Raw genomic sequence first — 17526 nt, 5'->3', positions numbered from 1 at the left:
TTGTCATCGCAGGCGGCTCGGTGGCTGCGCCATCTGGCGCTCCCGACCGGCTATGACACAGGCTCTCAGCGGCGGGCCTTGCGCACCGCCCGGGTCACCACCGGCGGCAGCAGGTCGACGGCGAGCCTGCGGACGGCCGACGGCCTCCGCGCGGGAGCCGGTGCCGCTGCCGGGGCGGCCTGGGGCCGGGGGGCCGGGAGGGCGGCCGTGCGCTTGGCGGGGCGCGGGTGGCGGGAGGTGACCAGGTCCGGCGCGGGGATCTTCGCCCGGGACGCGCGCAGCACGTCGAGCCCGTCGATGTGCTGGATCTCCGGTGCGCAGTTCGGCATCGCGTGCAGCGCTTCGAGGAGCGCGGTGCGCTGCGGCTCCGGGTCGCCCCAGGTGCCGTACAGCTTGTTGGAGGAGAGCATGACGGGGCGCAGGCCGTGGCGGAACACGGCTTCCCAGGTGGCGGCGGCGACGCCCGGCGTGTGCTCGGTGCGGTAGTCGTCGAGGACGAGGATGCCGTCCTCGCGCAGCGCGTTCCGCGCCGTCAGGATGTCGTCGCGCACGTCGTCGTACATGTGCGAGGCGTCGATGTGGATGAACCGGCACGAGCCGTCGTCGATGAGCTCCGGCAGCATGTCGGTGCGGCCCTCGACCAGTTCGGGCAGTACGTCGTGGAAGGCCGTGTAGTTGGCCTCGAAGGCGCGCCGGGTCAGGGACTTCTGGTAGAAGGCCTTGGTGGCCTCCTTGGTGTAGCCGTCGTCGGCCCCGAAGAGGTCGCAGACGGTCATCTTCTCCTCGGGCCGCAGGAACTGGCCCATCACGACCGTGCTCTTGCCGAGGTAACAGCCCATCTCCAGGAGGTCGCCCGGCGGGGTGTCGGCGGCTCCCTCGCCGAGGAACCAGGCGAACAGGCGCTGGTCCAGGGGCCAGAACCAGCCCGGCACGTCCTCAAGGCCGGCCGGGCGGGGCAGCTCGTCGGCGGCGTCGGCGTCCTGGCCGGCGGCGGCTTCGCTGTTGGTCGTCGTCATGAGTGGGCCTCCATCAGGGGTGGTCGATCGGTCGGTCGATTGCTTGGCCGGGTCGCAGGACGTCACCGCAGTGCTGCCGCCCGCTCTCGTACGCCGCGGGAACGGCGCGGTCGGCCCAGGCGCGCAGCGGCCCGAGACGCCCGGGGTGGCGCACGGCGTCGGCCCGCACCCAGTCGCCTCCGCCGTCGGGCGTGCGGTACAGCGGCAGGTAGCCCTCCGCCGTCAGCCGGGGTGCCTGCATGCCGGTCTTGCGCGCCCAGACGCCGACGGCGTGCACGAAGGTGGGGCGCAACTCCCGGAACGCGTACGTCCGCAGCCCTTCGGTGTCGCCCGCGGCCAGCGCGTCCGCGATCCGCGGCTCGGTGAGTCCCGCGAGGTCGTACACCTTCAGTTCGCTGGTGAGCAGCGTGCCGCCGAGGCTGGGCAGGAGGACGGAGCCGTCCTTGATGCCGAGCCGGTCCGCGTACTCGTTGAAGAGCACCCCGTCCCGGTTGACGACGAGGCACATCGGCAGCGTGGGCTCTGTGCGGAACTCGGCCGCCTGATCGCGCTGCGCGGACCACGAAAGGAGCAGCGTCGTACTCAGCGCCACCGCGACGGCGGCCCGGGGGCGCGGCCCGCCGCGCTCGGCCAGGCCCACGGCGGCGAGGGCGAGCGCCAGCGCGCCCAGCGGCCACACCGGGGTCGCGAACCGGTGCATCCCCATCCAGTCCGGCTCCAGGACGCCGTACGCGCAGAGCGTCAGGACCAGCGGCAGGACGACGGCCGCGAGCGCCGTGCGCGGCATCCCGTGCCGGGTGAGCGCGATGCCGACGAGCGCGGTGGCCACGAGGACCGCGGGCCAGCCCGCGAAGGTGAGGAGCTCCCCGGTGGTCCGGGTGAACAGCTCGGCGCCCGGCACCTCCTGGGCCTTGGCGACCGCGGTGTTGGGCACGAGGCGCCCGAAGACCGCGAGGCGCCAGCCGAGGAACAGCGCGTAGGGCACGGCGAAGGCGGCCGTGCCGAGGGCCGCGGCCCGCACCCGCGGACCCACAGGACCGCCCCGCACCGTCAGCAGGAGCAGCAGCGGGTACACCCCGGCGAGCACCGCGCCGTCCGGCCTGGTCAGCGCGGCCACCAGGGCGAGCAGTCCGGAGGCCGCGGCGGGTCCCCTGCCGAGCAGGTTCCCCGCGGTGACCGCCCGGACGAGCACGGCGGCAAGGACCGTGGCGACACAGGCGTACAGCGGATTCTCCAGGCCCGAGAACGTCCAGGCCACGAAGGAGACGTTGGCACCGAGCAGCACCCCGGCCGCGGCCGTGACCAGCCAGGAGCGGGCCACCAGGCACCGGGCCGCGCAGGCGACGGCGACCAGCACCCCGAGGGCGCACAGCAGGCCGAGCGCCTTGGGGTAGAGGATCAGGTCCGGGACGCCGAACAGGGCGCGGTGGTCGAAGAGACCGAGCCGTCGGCCCACGACGAGGAGGGCGAGCCAGGCGGGGTTGGAGTAGCCCTCGACCGGTGCGGCGCCCGCCTGCTGGACCGGGCCGAGCCCCTCGTCGATGCTGCGGGCGTAGGCGAAGGTGATGGCCGCGTCGTCGACCACCCACTGGCCCAGGCGCGACCCGTGCAGGGCGATGAGGGCGCCGCCCCCGACGACGGCCGCCGCGTCGGCCCACCAGGGGGAGGCGGCCGGGCCGGTGCTCCTGGGGGCGCCGGTGCCGGTGTCGTCCGCGCGGGCCGACTGGCCGGGGATGTCCGGGAGCTCCGAGACCGGAGTCGTCGTGCCGCTCATCGCGTGCTCTTCGAGAGGCCGGAGGGCGCGGTGTCCCGGAGGCGGCCGGGGTCCTGCTGGGGGATGGGCGGCGGCGGGTACTCCTGGCCGAGCATGACCAGGGAGACCACACGGGCGGCCGCGTTGCCGTCGTCGTACTCGCAGAAACGGGCACGGAAGGCGGCGCGCAGGGCGGCGGAGCGTTCGTCGCGCCACGTCCCGGAGGTGAAGAGGTCCGCCAACTGCGCGGTGCCGGTGGTGACGTGGCCGGGAGGCGTCGCGAGCAGGTCGAAGTAGGTGCCGCGGGTGACCTGGAAGACCTCCCAGTCGTCGGCGTGGACGACGATCGGGCGGTCCAGGCACGCGTAGTCGAACATCAGGGCCGAGTAGTCGGTCACCAGCGCGTCGGAGGCGAGCATCATGTCCTCGACGGACGGTTCGTCGGTGACGTCGATGAGGAGCCCGCGCCGCTCCAGGTCGCGCAGCTGGAGGCCGCGCACGGCGGCGCGCGCGTACTGCGGGTGCAGCCGCACCAGGAGGGTGACCCCCGGTCCTGCCTCGCGGGCCAGACGCTCGAAGTCGAGGCGCGGGTCGTACCACTTGCGGTGGTCGCGGGGCGTCGGCGCGTAGAGGATCACGGTCCGGCCGTCGGGGATCCCGAGCCGTCGGCGCACCGCCACACCGCGCAGTGGGTCGCCCTTGACGAGGACGTCGTTGCGCGGGGCGCCGGTGGGCAGCGAGGCGAAGTGGCAGGGGTAGGCGCTCTCCCAGGCGCGTTCCGCGTGGCGGCCCGACACCAGGCTGTAGTCCCAGCGGTCCGAACGCCACAGCTGGGCGCGGACGTTGAGGTGGTGCAGCGCGGCGGGACGGCCGAGGAGGTCGATGCCCATGTGCTTGAGCGGCGTGCCCCGGTGGGTCTGCACGTGGATCTGCCCCTCGCGCTTCACCAGGCCCGGCGCCCAGTTGACGTTGTTGATGAAGTACGTCGCCCGGCTCATCACCCGGTGGTAGGCCGGGGAGTCGGGAGTGACGAAGTCGACGCCCTCCGGCATCCGGTCGGCGAAGCCGGGGTGCACCACCCACACCGGCCTGACGTGCGGGGCGACGACGCCCGCGGCCTGGTGGACGGCGGCCGGGTCGCCGAGCGGGCCGCGGTGCGAGAAGGCCGAGTACACCGCGAGGTCCGGGTCGAGCGGCAGGGTGCGCTGGACCCGGGTGAAGGTCCGCTTCGTCTTCCTGGTGGCCGCCTTGCGCATCCGCTGCTTCTTCTTCAGCAGGGCCGCGCCCACCGACTGGACCGCCGATACGGCCCGGAACACGGCGTACGGACTGCTCGCCGTGAGCCGCCACTGGAGGCGGTAGCGGTCGTCGGGCGGGGCGAACCCGGCCGGTTTGTGGCGCCGGTAGAAGTCCACGGTCGTGCGGTAGAAGTCGCCGCGGTCCTCGGCGGGGACGCGCTCGGTGTTCGGCAGCGTCGCCAGGAAGTGGTTGATCGTCCGCTCGAAGAGCAGCGGCCTGGCCGCGTCCAGCTCCGGATGCGCGTCGAGGAACGTGAAGAGCCCCTCGTACTGCGGAAAGATGTCGAAGTGCTTGCGCCCCGGGGTGCGGGTGATCGCGCCCTGCCTGCGCTGGCGGTACTCCACGCACACCCGGTCCAGACAGCCGATGCGGCGTGCGGAGACCAGGGCCTGATAGGTGACGGGGGCGTCCTCGTAGAGCCCCTTGCGGTACGTGAATCCGTGGCCGGTGAAGAAGTCGCGGCGGTAGGCCTTGTTCCAGGCGACCAGGAACAGGTGCAGGTACTGCGGGCTGCCCAGGACGTCGAACGTGTCCGTTCCCGCGGACACCAGCAGGTCCGCCGTCATGCTCCGGCCGCCGGAACCCCACCAGTGCGTGCGGACGTGGTCGAAGACGAGGACGTCGGGGTCCGAGGTGACGTGCAGCCGCTCGTCGATCGCCGCGAGCGCGCCCGGCGTGTAGCTGTCGTCGCTGTCGAGGAACAGGAGGTAGTCGCCGGTGGCGTGGGTGACACCGGCGTTGCGCGCCCCGCCGAGTCCGGCGTTCTCGGCCAGGTGGACGGCGTGGACGCGGGGGTCGGCCGCGGCGTACTCGTCGATGATGGCGCCGCAGTGGTCGGGCGAGCAGTCGTCGACCGCGATGACCTCGATGTCGGTGAACGACTGCGTCAGGACCGAGTCGAGGCACTCGCGCAGGAAGCCCTGCACCTTGAAGACGGGGACGATGATGCTGAAACGAGGCACGGGATCTTCCTCGGGACGGAGGGACGGGACGCGGGGACGCAGGGACGGAGAGGCGGGTCAGTGCTGGGGGACGCGGCGCGCGGCGGGCGCCGGAACGCGCTCGCACAGCGGTACGACCGGGGGCAGTTCCGCCACGGGCTCGCCGAGCAGCACCCGCCGCACCACCCGCTCCGCCGCAAGACCGTCGTCGAGGTCGCAGAACCGCTCGCGGAACGCCGCCCGCAGCACGCCCGCCCGCGCGCCGTCCCACGCACCGGAGCGGAACGCCGCCACCAGCTCGTCGGGGGTGCGGGCCACCGCGCCCGGCGGTTCGGCGAGGAGGTCGAAGTAGACGCCGCGGGTCTCGCGGTAGACGTCCCAGTCGTCGGCGTACACGACGATCGGCCGGTCGAGGTTGGCGTAGTCGAACATGATCGACGAGTAGTCCGTGATCAGGGCGTCCGCGGCCAGGCACACCTCCTCGGGGGAGCGGTGCTCCGTCACGTCGATCAACTTCCCGGACCGCACCACCTCTTCGAGGCCCGCCGAGCCCTCGTAGAAGTGGTGGGCGCGCATCAGCACCACGTACTGCTCGCCCAGCGCGTCGCAGAACGCGGGCAGGTCGAGCTGGACGGCGAAGTCCGTGCGGTAGTCGCGGTGGGTCGGCGCGTACAGCACGGCGATCCTGCCCTCGGGGATGCCGAGCCGCTTGCGGATCGCGCTCACGTCGTCGGCCGACGCGCGGTAGAAGGCGTCGTTGCGCGGATAGCCGACGTCGAGGCTCTCGTACGCGCCGGGGTACGCGCGCTCCCACACCTCCGTCGAGTGCCGGTTGGAGGACACGTTGAAGTCCCAGCGGTCCACGCGCTGCAGGAGCTTGCCCAGCGGCCCCGCGGCAGCGGCGGCGGCCGGATGGTCCACCTGGTCCACGCCCATCCGCTTCAGCGGGGTGCCGTGCTGGGTCTGCACGTGGACGGTGCCCGGGCGCTTCTTGACGGCCATCTCGAAGTTGACGTTGTTGAAGGTGTACTTCGCCGTGGCCATGACCTCCCAGTAGCGGCGGCTGCCGATCTCCACCCCCTCGACGCCCGCCGGGAGACCGGCCCGCGCCGCCGCGTCGGAGACCAGGAACACCGTCCTGACGTGCGGGGCCAGCTCCTGCGCCTTGGCGTGGATCGCGGCCGGGTTGCAGGAGTAGCCACGCCCCCAGTACGCGGAGAACACGGCCAGGTCGTCGTCGACGGGCCGCTTCAGGAAGACGGCGTACGCATTGCGCCCGGGGAGCCGCCGCGCCGCCTTCGCCCACACCTCCCGCAGCAGCGAAAGCGCCTTCGCCACCCGCGACTTGACGCCGCGCAGCGCGCAGAAGGCGCCGTACGCCCCCGCCCCCAGCAGCCGGTGCTGCATCCCGAGGCTCCCCGCGGGCGGCCGGAACCCGGCGGGCCTGTGCAGCCGGTACAGCCGCGTGGCCTGCCGGAAGAAGCGCCGCCGCAGCCGCGCCGAGGGCAGCCGCGAGGGCGTGGACGCCGTCTTGAGCACCTCGTGCGTGAACCTGCGGAAGACCCGCGCGAGGACGGGCGCGGGCACGTCGAGCTCGGCGGCACCGGCCATCGCCCGCTCGAACTGGACGAGCAGGTCCATGTGGTGGTCACCGGGAGAGCGGTGCCGCGCCCCCCTGCGGCGCAGCAGATGACGTACGCACACGCGGTCGAGCACGGCGATCCGCTCGGCCCGCAGCACGGTCCGCAGCCCCCACTCCGCGTCCGTGAACATGCCGGGCGCGAAGGCCAGGCCGTGCTCGGCCACGAAGGCGCGCCGGTGGGCGGCGGAGAAGGCCGGGACCAGCGGGTCGGGCAGCGCGGGGTGCTCGGCCACGGTGAAGGTGCCCGGCGGAGCGTCCGCCCACAGCCGTTCGAGGGCCGGGCCCTGACCGCCCTCGAACCAGTGCACGCGCTCGTGGTCGAAGAGCAGCAGGTCGGGTTCTTCGCACGCGGTGAGCCTGGCGTCGAGCGCCGCGAGGGTGCCGGGCGTGAGGGTGTCGTCGCCGTCGAGGAACAGCAGATAGTCGCCGCCCGCCGCGTCCGCCCCCGCGTTCCGCGCCCCCGGCAGCCCCGCGTCGGGCGGGGACTGCGTGCGGCGCACCCGTGGATCGCGCGCGGCGTGCTCGGCCGCGATCGCCGGACTCGGGCCCGCCGCCGCGTCGAGGGAGTCGACGACCGCGATCAGTTCGAAGTCGGCGAAGGACTGGCCGAGGACCGAGGCGAGGCAGTCGGCGAGCCGCCCCGGTACGTCATGGGTGGGGACGATGATGCTGAAGCGCGACAAGACAGCCTCTCTCGATGATGGTTCACACGACGCGGATCACAGGTGCGGGGAGCGCTGGAGGCCCGAGAACGGCACCCGGTCCGGCCGTGGAGCACCCCCCGGCACCGGGCGCCGCTCCGCCAGGGGCACCACGGACGGCAGCCCGCCCCGCTCGCCGAGCACCACGTGGCGCACCACGCGCTCCGCGGCCCGCCCGTCGTCGTATCCGCAGAACCGCTCGCGGAACGCCTGCCGCAGCTGCGCCGAGCGCGAGCCCGCCCAGTGCCCGGTGGCGAAGATGTCGGTGAGCTCGTCCTCGCTGCGGGCGACCGCGCCCGGCGGGAACTCCCGCACGTCGAAGTAGGTGCCGCGGGCCGCCTCGTAGGCCTCCCAGTCGTCGGCGTGCAGCACGATGGGCCGGTCGAGGTTGGCGTAGTCGAACATCAGCGACGAGTAGTCGGTGACCAGCGCGTCGGAGGCGAGGCAGAGCGATTCGACGCTCGGGTGGTCCGACACGTCGATGAGCCGCCCGGAAGGCTGCTCGCCGCAGCGGGCCAGCGGCGCCCCGTAGAAGTGGTGCGCGCGGGTCAGGACCACGAACCGCGGGCCGAGCGCGTGCAGCATCCGCTCCAGGTCGAGGGCGCGGAGCTGGCTGCGGCGGTAGTCCCGGTGGGTCGGCGCGTACAGGACGGCGACCGCGCCGTGCGGGATGCCGAGGCACTCCCGCAACCGGGCGACCTCGGCGGACGTCGCCCGCTGGAAGCGGTCGTTGCGCGGATAGCCGTACTCCAGCGTCGTGTACCCGGCGGGGAACACCCGCTCCCACACGAGCGTCGAGTGCCGGTTCGACGAGAGGACGTAGTCCCATTTGTCGACGTTCCGCAGCAGGGCGGCGAAGTCCGTGGCGCGCGCGGCCGCCGGGCGCTCCTGGAGGTCGAGGCCCATGTGCTTGAGGGGCGTGCCGTGCTGGGTCTGGACGAGGACCTGCCCGGGGCGCTTGACCAGTCTCCGGTCGAAGTTGACGTTGTTCACGAGGTACTTGGAGCGGGCGAGCGCCGTCCAGTACGCGGCCGTGCCGGGCCGCAGTCTGCGCGTCCCCGACGGGATCGTGTGGTGGTGCCGCGGATGGGCGATCCACGCCGTGCTGACCCCCGGCACGAGCTCGCGCATCGCGGCCTCCAGCGCGCCGGGGTTGCAGCCGTAGCCCCGCCCCCAGTACGAGGAGAAGACGGCGCAGTGGTCGCGCACGGGCAGCCACAGCTGGACGCGGTAGTGCAGCTGGAGCAGGGCGCCCTTCGTGCGGCGGGCCGTGTGGGCCGCGTACCGCCCGGCGCGCGCCCGCAGGCGCATCGCGGCCCACAGGCTGCGGTACGTGCGGTGCGAACCGAGCCGCACCAGGCCGTGCCGCAGCCGGGTGCGGGCGGGCACGTGGGCGCCCGGCGCGCGGTGGCGGCGGTAGTGGGAGCGGGCCTTGCGCAGGAACTCAGCGCGGGAGCCGCGCGGCAGCCTGCCCCGCTTGGTGAAGATCGTCGAGAGGTGGTCGACCATGCGCCGGAACAGCACGGGCCGCCAGGCCGCGGAGAGTTCGGGGTGCTCGTCGAGGAACGCGAAGACCCTGTCGTACTGGTCGAAGATGTCGAAGTGCTTGCGGCTCGTGGTGCCCAGGATGTTGCCCTGGCGGCGCTGGCGGTAGTGCACGCAGACCCGGTCGAGGGAGGCGAGGGTGCCCGCCGTCATCAGGATCGGGTACGTCCAGGGGGTGTCCTCGTAGTAGCCGGGCGGGAAGGTGAAGCCCTCGCGCTCGATGAAGTCGCGGCGGTGCGCCTTGTTCCAGGCGACCATCAGGACCTTCAGGAGGCCGGGCCGGTCGGCGAGCCGGAAGGGGGCGTCGCCCTCCTCGGTGAGGTGGGCCGCGAACTGGTTGCGCGCGGCCTCGCCGGACCAGAACGTGCGTGCGTAGTCGTAGATCAGGATGTCCGGCTCGGAGGTCTCCTTGATGCGGTCGGAGATCGCGTGCAGGGAGCCGGGGGTCAGGGTGTCGTCGCTGTCCAGGAAGATCAGATAGTCGCCGGTGGCGCGCTCCATACCGGCGTTGCGGGCCCTGCCCAGGCCGACGTTCTCCGCCAGGTGGACGGCCGTCACGCGCGCGTCCAGGGCGGCGAACTCGTCGATGATCGTGCCGCTCGCGTCCGGCGAGCAGTCGTCGACCGCGATCAGCTCCAGGTCGGTGAAGGACTGCTCCAGCACGGACTCCAGGCACTCGTGGAGATATGCCTGCACCTTGTACGCGGGGACGATGACACTGAACCGGGGCAAGGCACATCCATGGGTCGGCGCGGGCATACTGCCCGAAAACGCCTGAAGGGGTGAGTGAGTTACGCCGGATGTGGCATCCGGGGGATGGACGCGAGGAGGCGGCCCGGTGAAGTCGGAGAAGGCGACTCGGTGAAGCCGGAGGAGGCGGCCCGGTGAAGTCGCCCGGACCGCCTCCCCTTCGATCGCGCGTGTCGCGCCGCTACTTCACCGCGCCCGCCATCACACCGGACACGAACTGCCGCTGGAACGCGAAGAAGACGGCCAGCGGGATCACCATCGAGATGAACGCGCCGGGCGCCAGGATCTGCACGTTGTCGCCGAAGAACCGCACCTGCTGCTGGAGCGCGACGGTGATCGGCGGGTTCTTGGAGTCGGCGAAGATCAGTGCGATCAGCATGTCGTTCCAGACCCACAGGAACTGGAAGATGCCGAGCGAGGCGATTGCGGGCGCCCCGAGCGGCATCACGACCCGCAGGAAGAGCCGCAGCTCGCCTGCGCCGTCGAGCCGCGCCGCCTCCAGGAGTTCGCGGGGGATCTCCGCGAAGAAGTTCCGCAGCAGGAAGATCGCGAACGGCAGGCCGAAGGCCACGTGGAAGGTGATCACGCCGATCGTGGTCTCGAAGATGCCGATCTTGCCGAAGAGATCGGCGATCGGCACCAGCGCCACCTGCACCGGGACGACGAGCAGTGCGACCACGCCGATGAACCACCAGTCGCGGCCCGGGAACTCCATCCACGCGAACGCGTATCCGGCGAGCGAACCGATGATCACGACGAGCAGCGTCGCGGGGACGGTGATCATGATGCTCGACAGGATCGAGTCGGTGATCGTCTCGTCCTTGAGGAGCGTGGTGTAGTTGTCGAAGGTCAGCTGCGAAGGCGCGCTGAACGCCTTCCACCAGCCGCTCTCGCTCATGTCCGCCGGGGTGCGGAACGAGCCGATCAGCAGGCCGATCGTCGGCACCAGCCAGAACAGGCCCACCAGCACGAGGAACACGCGCAGCGCGGTGCTGCCGAGCAGGCCCGCGATGCGCCCCCCGAGCGACTGCTTCGCCTTCACGACCTCGGTCTGAGCGGTCACCGTCGCGCCTCCCGCCTCATCCGCCGAATGTTGAACAGCATCACGGGGATCACGAGCAGGAAGAGCAGCATCGCGATGGCGCTGGCCACTCCCGAGTCCTTGTCGAGGAACGCCGAGTTGTACAGCTGGACCGCGAGCACGTTCGCCTCGTCCTTCGAGGAGCCCGGCGGGATCACGAAGACCAGGTCGAAGATCTTCAGTACGTTGATCATGAGCGTGACCAGGACCACCGCGAGGATCGGCGCGAGCAGCGGCACCGTCACCCGGCGGAAGACCTGCCACTCGTTGGCGCCGTCCACCCGCGCCGCCTCCAGGAGCTCACGCGGCACGCTCGCGAGGCCCGCCGCGATCAGGACCATCGCGAAGCCCGCCCACATCCACAGGTAGGAACCGATGATCGAGGGCGTGATCAGGGTGGGGCCCAGCCAGTCGATGCCGTTGTACGCCTCCCGGAAGTTCGATGCCGGATAGCGCAGTTGGGCCCCGTCGGCCTCCTTCGGCAGCGCGAAGGTGCCGTCGGCCGCCGCCTCGGTGGACGCCACCACCTCGCCGCCCCTGACCGCCTCGATCTTGATGCCGGGATAGCCGAACTCCATGCTGTCGGGGGCGTTCGGCTTCCCGCGCCCCTTGCCGCGCGTGAAGTCCTGCCAGGCCGTGCCGGTGACCTTCCCCGGGTCGGCCTGCGCGGGCCGTGCCGCCTTCGCGCCGTCCGGCATGTCCTCCGGCGGTACCCCCGTCAGCGGGAGCACCACGGGTGTGCCCGCCTTCACCGGCTCCTTGGTGATGAAGGCGCCGCCGCCCGCGTTCTTCAGCGGCGACGCGGTGCTCGGATGCGCCTGCGGGAACGCCGACGACTCGGAGAACGTGTCGTGCACGCTCACCATGACGGCGTTGGCGACACCGCGGTCGGGGTCGGACTCGTACACGAGCCGGAAGATGATGCCCGCGGCCAGCATCGAGATCGCCATCGGCATGAAGATGATGAGCTTGAACGCCGTCCCCCAGCGCACCCGTTCGGTGAGGACGGCGAAGATCAGGCCGAGGATCGTGGCGACCGTGGGCGCCACGACCACCCAGATCGCGTTGTTCTTGATGGCGGTCCGGATGCTGTCGTCCGTGAAGAGCGTCTTGTAGTTGCCGAACGCGGTGAAGTCGCCCGAGTCGTCGAAGAAGCTGCGGAAGAACGAGTACCCGATGGGGTACAGGACGAGCGCGCCGAGCAGCACCAGGGCGGGCAGCAGAAAGAGCACCGCCATGGTCCTGCGGGTGCCGGTCACGCTCTTGCGCGGGGTCGGAGCCGGGGGCGGCGCCACCTCTGGCGCACCCCCGGCGTTCGCGGACGCCACCGCGTCAGTCCTTGTACGCCTTGGCCGCGGCGGTCTCCAGCGCCTGCTGCGTGCCCGCGACGTCCTTCGGGTTCGACAGGAAGTCCTGCAGCGCCTTCCACTCGCCCTTGCCCGGCGTGCCGCCGAAGGACTGCGGGGCCTGGTCGGACATGTCGAACCGGACGTCGTCACCGGCCGCGAGCATGGCCTTGGCGATCGCCCGCTGCACGTCGTTCGGGTACACGGACAGGGGCAGGTTCTTGTTCGGCGAGATGAAACCGCCCGCCTCCGCCCAGATCTTCGCGGACTCCGGCGAGGCGAGGAACGTCAGCAGCGCCTGCGCGCCCTTGGTGTTCTTCAGCGCGACGGCCGCGTCACCGCCGACCACGGCGGGGGAGGTCTGGCCGACCACGGGGAAGGGGAACACCTTGGCGTCCTCCCCCACCACGGCCTTGGTCTCCGAGATGGCCAGCGAGACCATGTCGCCCTCGAAGACCATGCCCGCCTTGGGCTGGTCGCCGCCGGTGAAGGTCTGCTTCACGGAGGCGGGGAACTCGGTCTGCAGCGCGCCCTTCGAGCCGCCCGCCACGAAGCCCTTCGTGCCGAAGACCTGCCCGAGGGTGGTCAGTGCCTTCTTGACGGACGGGTCCGTCCATTTGATCTTGTGCTGGGCGAGTTGGTCGTACTTGTCCGGGCCCGCCTGCGAGATGTAGATGTTCTCGAACCAGTCGGTGAGGGTCCACGCGTCGGCGCCCGCCACGGACATCGGCGGCACGCCGGAGTCGTAGACGGTCTGCATGGTCTTCATGAACTCGGCCCAGCTCTTGGGCGCCTTGACACCCGCGTTCTCGAAGACCTTCGTGTTGTACCAGACCAGCGACTTGTTGGCGGCCTTGAAGTACACGCCGTACTGCTTGCCGTCGACGACCCCGAGCCGTTTCCAGCCCGTGGCGTAGTTCTTGTCGAGCTGCTTCTGCGCCTCGGCGCCGACCGGCTTGGCCCACTTGTTCGCCACGGCCTGATCGATCGCGCCGATCTGCGGCAGCATCGCGACGTCCGGCGGCTGGCCGCCCGCCACCTTCGATTCCAGGAAGCTGATGATGGGGTCCTGGGCGGGTACGAAGGAGACCTGGGCGCCGGTCCTCTTCTCGAACTCGTCCAGCACCTTCAGGAACACCTTGCGCTCCGAGCCGCCCCAGACGGCGGCCACGGACACGTTCTCCCCGTCCAGCTTCGGCAGTTGGAGCGCGGCCCCGGTGTCGTTGTCCGAGCCGTTGTTCCCCTTGTCCCCGTCGTCGTTGTCGCCGCCGCACGCGGTGACGGTGAACGCGAGCGCGCCCGCGACGACGGCTGAGGCGATCTTGGCGGTGGTACGCCGATGTAGCGGTGCCCTGCGTGTACGAAGAGTGCTGCGCATCACTGCCCCGTTCTCTTCCCTGGCGAGTCCCGTGCGGTCTGGTCTACGCCCGCGCGGGGAGGGGCGGCAAGAGCGCCTGCGCTGTCAACTCGCTGATCGTGATGGCGTTGTGACGTGGCGTCATGGGGTTTGGGGTGAGCTGCACGGACTGTGCGCAAGTGGGCTGTTAGCGGGGCGCACGGTCATAGGGGCACGGCGGCATGGGGGCATGCGGTCAGAGCAGGGACGGCACCTGGTCCGCGGAGACGGAGCGGGCCGCCCGCTCCAGCGCGCTGGCCAGCAGGGCCAGGTCCGTCGGTCCGTTGCCGAGCTCGCGCACCGGGCGCCGGGCCGGAGGGTCACCCATCCGCTCCCACTCCAGGGGGACCACCGTGGGCCGCAGCGTCGCCGTACGCGGAATCCGGCCCGTGACCCGGCCCGCCTGGAACGCCGTGGCCCGCCCGTCGGGGGAGCGGAGCTCGCCCCGCCCGGGCGCGGGCTCCTCGGGTCCGGAGGCCACCGCGTCAAGCACCACACGGAGCGAAGCCCGCTGGCCCAGCTCGGTCTCAAGGACCCGCTCGCTGCGCCCCGTGGCCGCCACGAGATGCACGCCGAGCCGCTCCCCGTCCCGTGCGACCGCCTCCAGCGCGCGGACGACGGAACCGGCCGCGGGCCGCCCGGGGGACCCGAGCGCGGGCGAGAGCAGCGCGTCGAAGTCGTCGACGAGGACGACGAGGCGGGGCAGCGGCGGCCCGGGCTCCACCCGCTGCCGCGCCGCGGCGGGCCGCAGCCGCATCGTGGCGCTGGGCGGCGGATCGAGGTCGCCGTCGAGCCCCTGCGCGGTCACGGGGGCGGAGGGAGGTGTGTCGGAGAGGGCCGACGCCCCAGAGGCCCCAGAGGTCCCGGCAGTTGCGGACGTCGTCGAGGATGCCGAGGCCGCGGAGGGCGCGGACGACTGCGACCGCTGCGCCACCAGTCGCCCCGACACCGCCCGCTGCGTGTGCCACTCGGCGAACCCGAGCCTGCCGAGCAGCTCGGCCCGCCGCTTCAGCTCCGCGGCCAGGGACTGCGCGAACTCCCGCATCCGCACCGGGTCGTTGACCACGAGGTGCGTGGTGACGTGCGGCAGGTCCGTACAGACCCCGAGCCCTGTCCCCTGCCGCCCGGCGGCCGCGGCGCCGCCCGCGCCGACCCCGTCCCGCCCGTCGACCAGCACGATGCCGAGCCGGTCGGGGCGCTCGGCGGCGGCGAGGGAGGCGGCAACGGAGCGCAGCAGTTCCGTACGGCCGCTGCCCGCGGGGCCTTCGGCGAGCAGATGCGGCCCGTCGGCGCCGAGGTCGGCGACGACAGGACCGCGCGGTCCCGCGCCGAGCACGGCCGTGGCGCGCCCGCCGAGGGCCTCGGGGTCGTCGGCCGCCGCCGCCCACCGCGCCATCAGCGAGGCGGGCGTGGCCCTGGCGAGCCCCAGCTCGTCGAGGAGCCGGGCCGACTGGGGCAGCGGCGCGGAGACACGGGTGTGTCCCTCGCCGGAGGTGCCGTCCGTCCGCAGCGGCGCGAGGGCCCGCGCGAACCGCTCGGCCCAGGCCGCCGACACGGCGTCCACGGCGGCGACGGTGCCGTGGCCAGCGGGCCGTCCGCCCGCCGTCCGCAGCAGCCGCAGCGCGGTCGCCACGTCGCCGCTGAGCAGCGCGGCCGCACCGCACGCGCGGAAGGCCGGTGACACCGAGCAGGCCGCCTCGTACGTATCGAGGACCGGGGAGGCGGGTGAGGCGGCGGCCGTCTCGGCGAGGCACACGACGTGGATCCCGGCCCGCGCGCCCTCACCGGCGAGCCGGACGGCGGACTCGCGCAGCCCGGCGGACCCGGGGTCGCCGTCGACGACGACGACCGTGCGGGCGCCGGTCGCGGCGGTGCCCGTGGCCTCCGCGCCGCCGTCGGCGATGTGGTCGTCGAGGCGCCGGATCAGCTCGTCCGTGCGCGCCGCCGCCTGGTCGCGGTCGTAGGCGAGGAGGAGGCGGCAGTCCTGGCCGTGGGTGGGCCGCAGATGGGGGAGCCAGCCGAGCCAGGCCCACTCGGCGGTGCGCTCGGCCACCGGGCGCGCCCGGTCCGTGCTGATCAGCACGATCTCCAGGGAGTCGGGGGAGTGCAGCGCGGCGAGCTGGGCGACGACCGCCCTGGCCAGTCCGGTGAGCCGGTCCCGTGGCCCGGCGAGGCCCAGCGAACCGGCCTCGCGCAGCCCGACCGTGACGGGGACGGCGGGCAGCAGCCCCTCCCGTCCGTCGGCGGCGGGCAGGGCGCGGTCGACCGTGCCGAGCCGCACCGCGAGCGCCTCGGGGTGGCCGGGCCCGCGCTCCCAGAGGCGGGGGCCGGGGCCGAGCGCGGTGAGCAGCAGGGCGGCGGGATCCGGCCACGCCTCGGGCGTGCGGGCGGCAGCGGTTATGGCGAGGTCCTCCGGGGAGAGGGCCGACGGTCCGCGCCCGGGGGCACCTGCGGGGGCGCCGTCCGCGCCTGCTGCGCCGTCTGCTGAGCCCTCGTGTTCTCCGTACCCCTCCTGCCCCTCGTAACCGTCGTACTCGTCGAAGGTGTCGGGACCGTCCGGGCCGTCGTACGGATCGTGGGCCTGGCCGCCGTCCTTGCCGCCGGTGAGCCGCCGGGCCCAGGCCGAGAGCCCGCCGCGCTTGCGCAGGCCGCGGGGCACGGTCGTGCCGCGCGCGGGTGTCCCGGTGCGGGTCCGCTCGGCGTCGGGGGCGCTGCCCTGGTGCGGCACCACGGGGGTCTCGGCGCCGGTGGGGCCGCCGTGCGTGCCCCGTGGCCGGTACGCCCCGTGCGCGTCGTGCTCGACCGGCGCGGGGCGGTTCTCGGACGCCCCCTGCGGGGCGTGTGCATCCTTCGAGCCGTACGCCCCCTCGCCGCTCGTGCCGGTGGCGGCGCCCCAGCCGCCCGAGCCGTACGCATGGTGGGCCGCGGGGCCTGCCGGTGCCGCCTCCACGAGGGTGGGCGGCGCCGAACCCGTGGTGCGCACGCGTACGTGGCCCTCGCCGTCCGGCGCCGTCGCGAGCGGCGTGCCCGGTCCTGACGTGGGGCCGCCACCGCCGTCCGTCAGGCGGAGCGCGGATTCGCCGATGCGCAGCAGGGAACCGGGGGAGAGCCGCACCGGGCGGTCGGTGATCTCCTTGCCGTCCACCGCCGTGCCGTTCGTCGAGCCCAGGTCCGTGACCGTGACCCGGCCGTCCGCGGTGAGCGTGACGGAGCAGTGCATGCGGGAGACGTCCGGGTCGTCCAGCGGGACGTCCGCGTCGGCGGAGCGGCCGACCTGGATCCGGCCGCCGTGCAGCAGATGGACACCGCCCGCGTCCGGACCCGCCACCACGTGCAACTGGGCGGCCGCCCCGGCCAGTTCGGGACCGGGCTCGGCGGGGGCGCCCAGCGAGAGCACCGCTCCGTCGATCAAGGGGGGCTCGCCGAGCGTGCAGCGCTGGGCGTCGAGGCGCTCCGGGCCCGCGTACAGCACGAGGGGGGCGTCGCTGCCCGCCACGGTCGTGGCGAGGCCGGACGCCACCGCGGCGAGCGCGGTCCCCGCGGGGGCGGTGACCAGGACGTCACAGACGCCGTGGGCCCCGGTCGCCGCCGTGGGGCGGTCTTGCTGCTCGGTCTGGCCGCTGCGCGGCCCGAGGACGGTCAGCCGGATCTGCATCGCCGTCAGCGGTCCCTTCTGCGCTGGGCGCCCGGCACGGGGGCACGCGCTGTGATTCCCCCCACCGCACACGGGCACGTCGGCCAGTACTGGAGGCATCCTGTCACCTGCCACTGACAACACGCCCGGCGGCCAACTGTAAGTGATCTTGATTGGTCGGCTCTGCTCGGAAAAGTGCCTGCTTGGACCGTTGCGGATATCTCCGGGCGTTCTCGAGCAAAGGTCAATTCGGGACCACTCGGCAACCAATGGCCACGGGCGAGCGTCTTTCCACCGAACAACGATCCGGAACGCCCCGGAAACAAAAGGCCGGGCGGAATCCGACCGGCCGGTGCCGTGTTCGACGGCATTACAGTGGGTCGGAACACCATCGGACAGACCCCCGGACAGGACCAGCGTCC

Annotated in this window: 9 protein-coding genes; all 9 read right to left on the bottom strand. The window is 72.8% G+C overall.

The window, feature by feature from the left end; all coding sequences use genetic code 11:
• Window positions 1–65 precede the first annotated feature (65 nt).
• On the bottom strand, window positions 66–1016 hold the full coding sequence (locus ABZV77_RS38975) for a class I SAM-dependent methyltransferase (protein WP_356267484.1): 951 nt from the start codon (window positions 1014–1016) through the stop codon (window positions 66–68).
• A gap of 13 nt (window positions 1017–1029) precedes the next feature.
• The gene (locus tag ABZV77_RS38970; protein ID WP_356267482.1) at window positions 1030–2790 is read right to left on the bottom strand and encodes a hypothetical protein; all 1761 of its coding nucleotides are present in this window, start codon (window positions 2788–2790) and stop codon (window positions 1030–1032) included.
• Entirely contained in the window at window positions 2787–5030 is a 2244-nt protein-coding gene (locus ABZV77_RS38965; RefSeq protein ID WP_356267480.1) for a bifunctional glycosyltransferase family 2 protein/CDP-glycerol:glycerophosphate glycerophosphotransferase, read from the bottom strand. The genes ABZV77_RS38970 and ABZV77_RS38965 overlap by 4 nt, the downstream gene beginning before the upstream one ends.
• A gap of 57 nt (window positions 5031–5087) precedes the next feature.
• On the bottom strand, window positions 5088–7334 hold the full coding sequence (locus ABZV77_RS38960) for a CDP-glycerol:glycerophosphate glycerophosphotransferase (protein WP_356267478.1): 2247 nt from the start codon (window positions 7332–7334) through the stop codon (window positions 5088–5090).
• 36 nt (window positions 7335–7370) lie between these two features.
• Entirely contained in the window at window positions 7371–9629 is a 2259-nt protein-coding gene (locus ABZV77_RS38955; RefSeq protein ID WP_356267476.1) for a bifunctional glycosyltransferase family 2 protein/CDP-glycerol:glycerophosphate glycerophosphotransferase, read from the bottom strand.
• 199 nt (window positions 9630–9828) lie between these two features.
• Complete coding sequence (locus tag ABZV77_RS38950) at window positions 9829–10710, bottom strand: carbohydrate ABC transporter permease (RefSeq protein WP_356267474.1); 882 nt, start codon at window positions 10708–10710, stop codon at window positions 9829–9831.
• On the bottom strand, window positions 10707–11987 hold the full coding sequence (locus ABZV77_RS38945) for a sugar ABC transporter permease (RefSeq protein WP_356267574.1): 1281 nt from the start codon (window positions 11985–11987) through the stop codon (window positions 10707–10709). Before ABZV77_RS38945 ends, ABZV77_RS38950 begins: the two co-directional genes overlap by 4 nt.
• A gap of 73 nt (window positions 11988–12060) precedes the next feature.
• Complete coding sequence (locus tag ABZV77_RS38940; protein ID WP_356267472.1) at window positions 12061–13452, bottom strand: extracellular solute-binding protein; 1392 nt, start codon at window positions 13450–13452, stop codon at window positions 12061–12063.
• 214 nt (window positions 13453–13666) lie between these two features.
• On the bottom strand, window positions 13667–17125 hold the full coding sequence (locus ABZV77_RS38935; RefSeq protein WP_356267470.1) for an FHA domain-containing protein: 3459 nt from the start codon (window positions 17123–17125) through the stop codon (window positions 13667–13669).
• Between the last annotated feature and the right edge of the window lie 401 nt (window positions 17126–17526).

It is taken from the genome of Streptomyces sp. NPDC004732, assembly GCF_040609235.1.
Classification (GTDB): Bacteria; Actinomycetota; Actinomycetes; order Streptomycetales; family Streptomycetaceae; genus Streptomyces.
The sequence above is the reverse complement of the archived record's forward strand: the minus strand, read 5'-3'. Positions and strand labels throughout refer to the sequence as shown.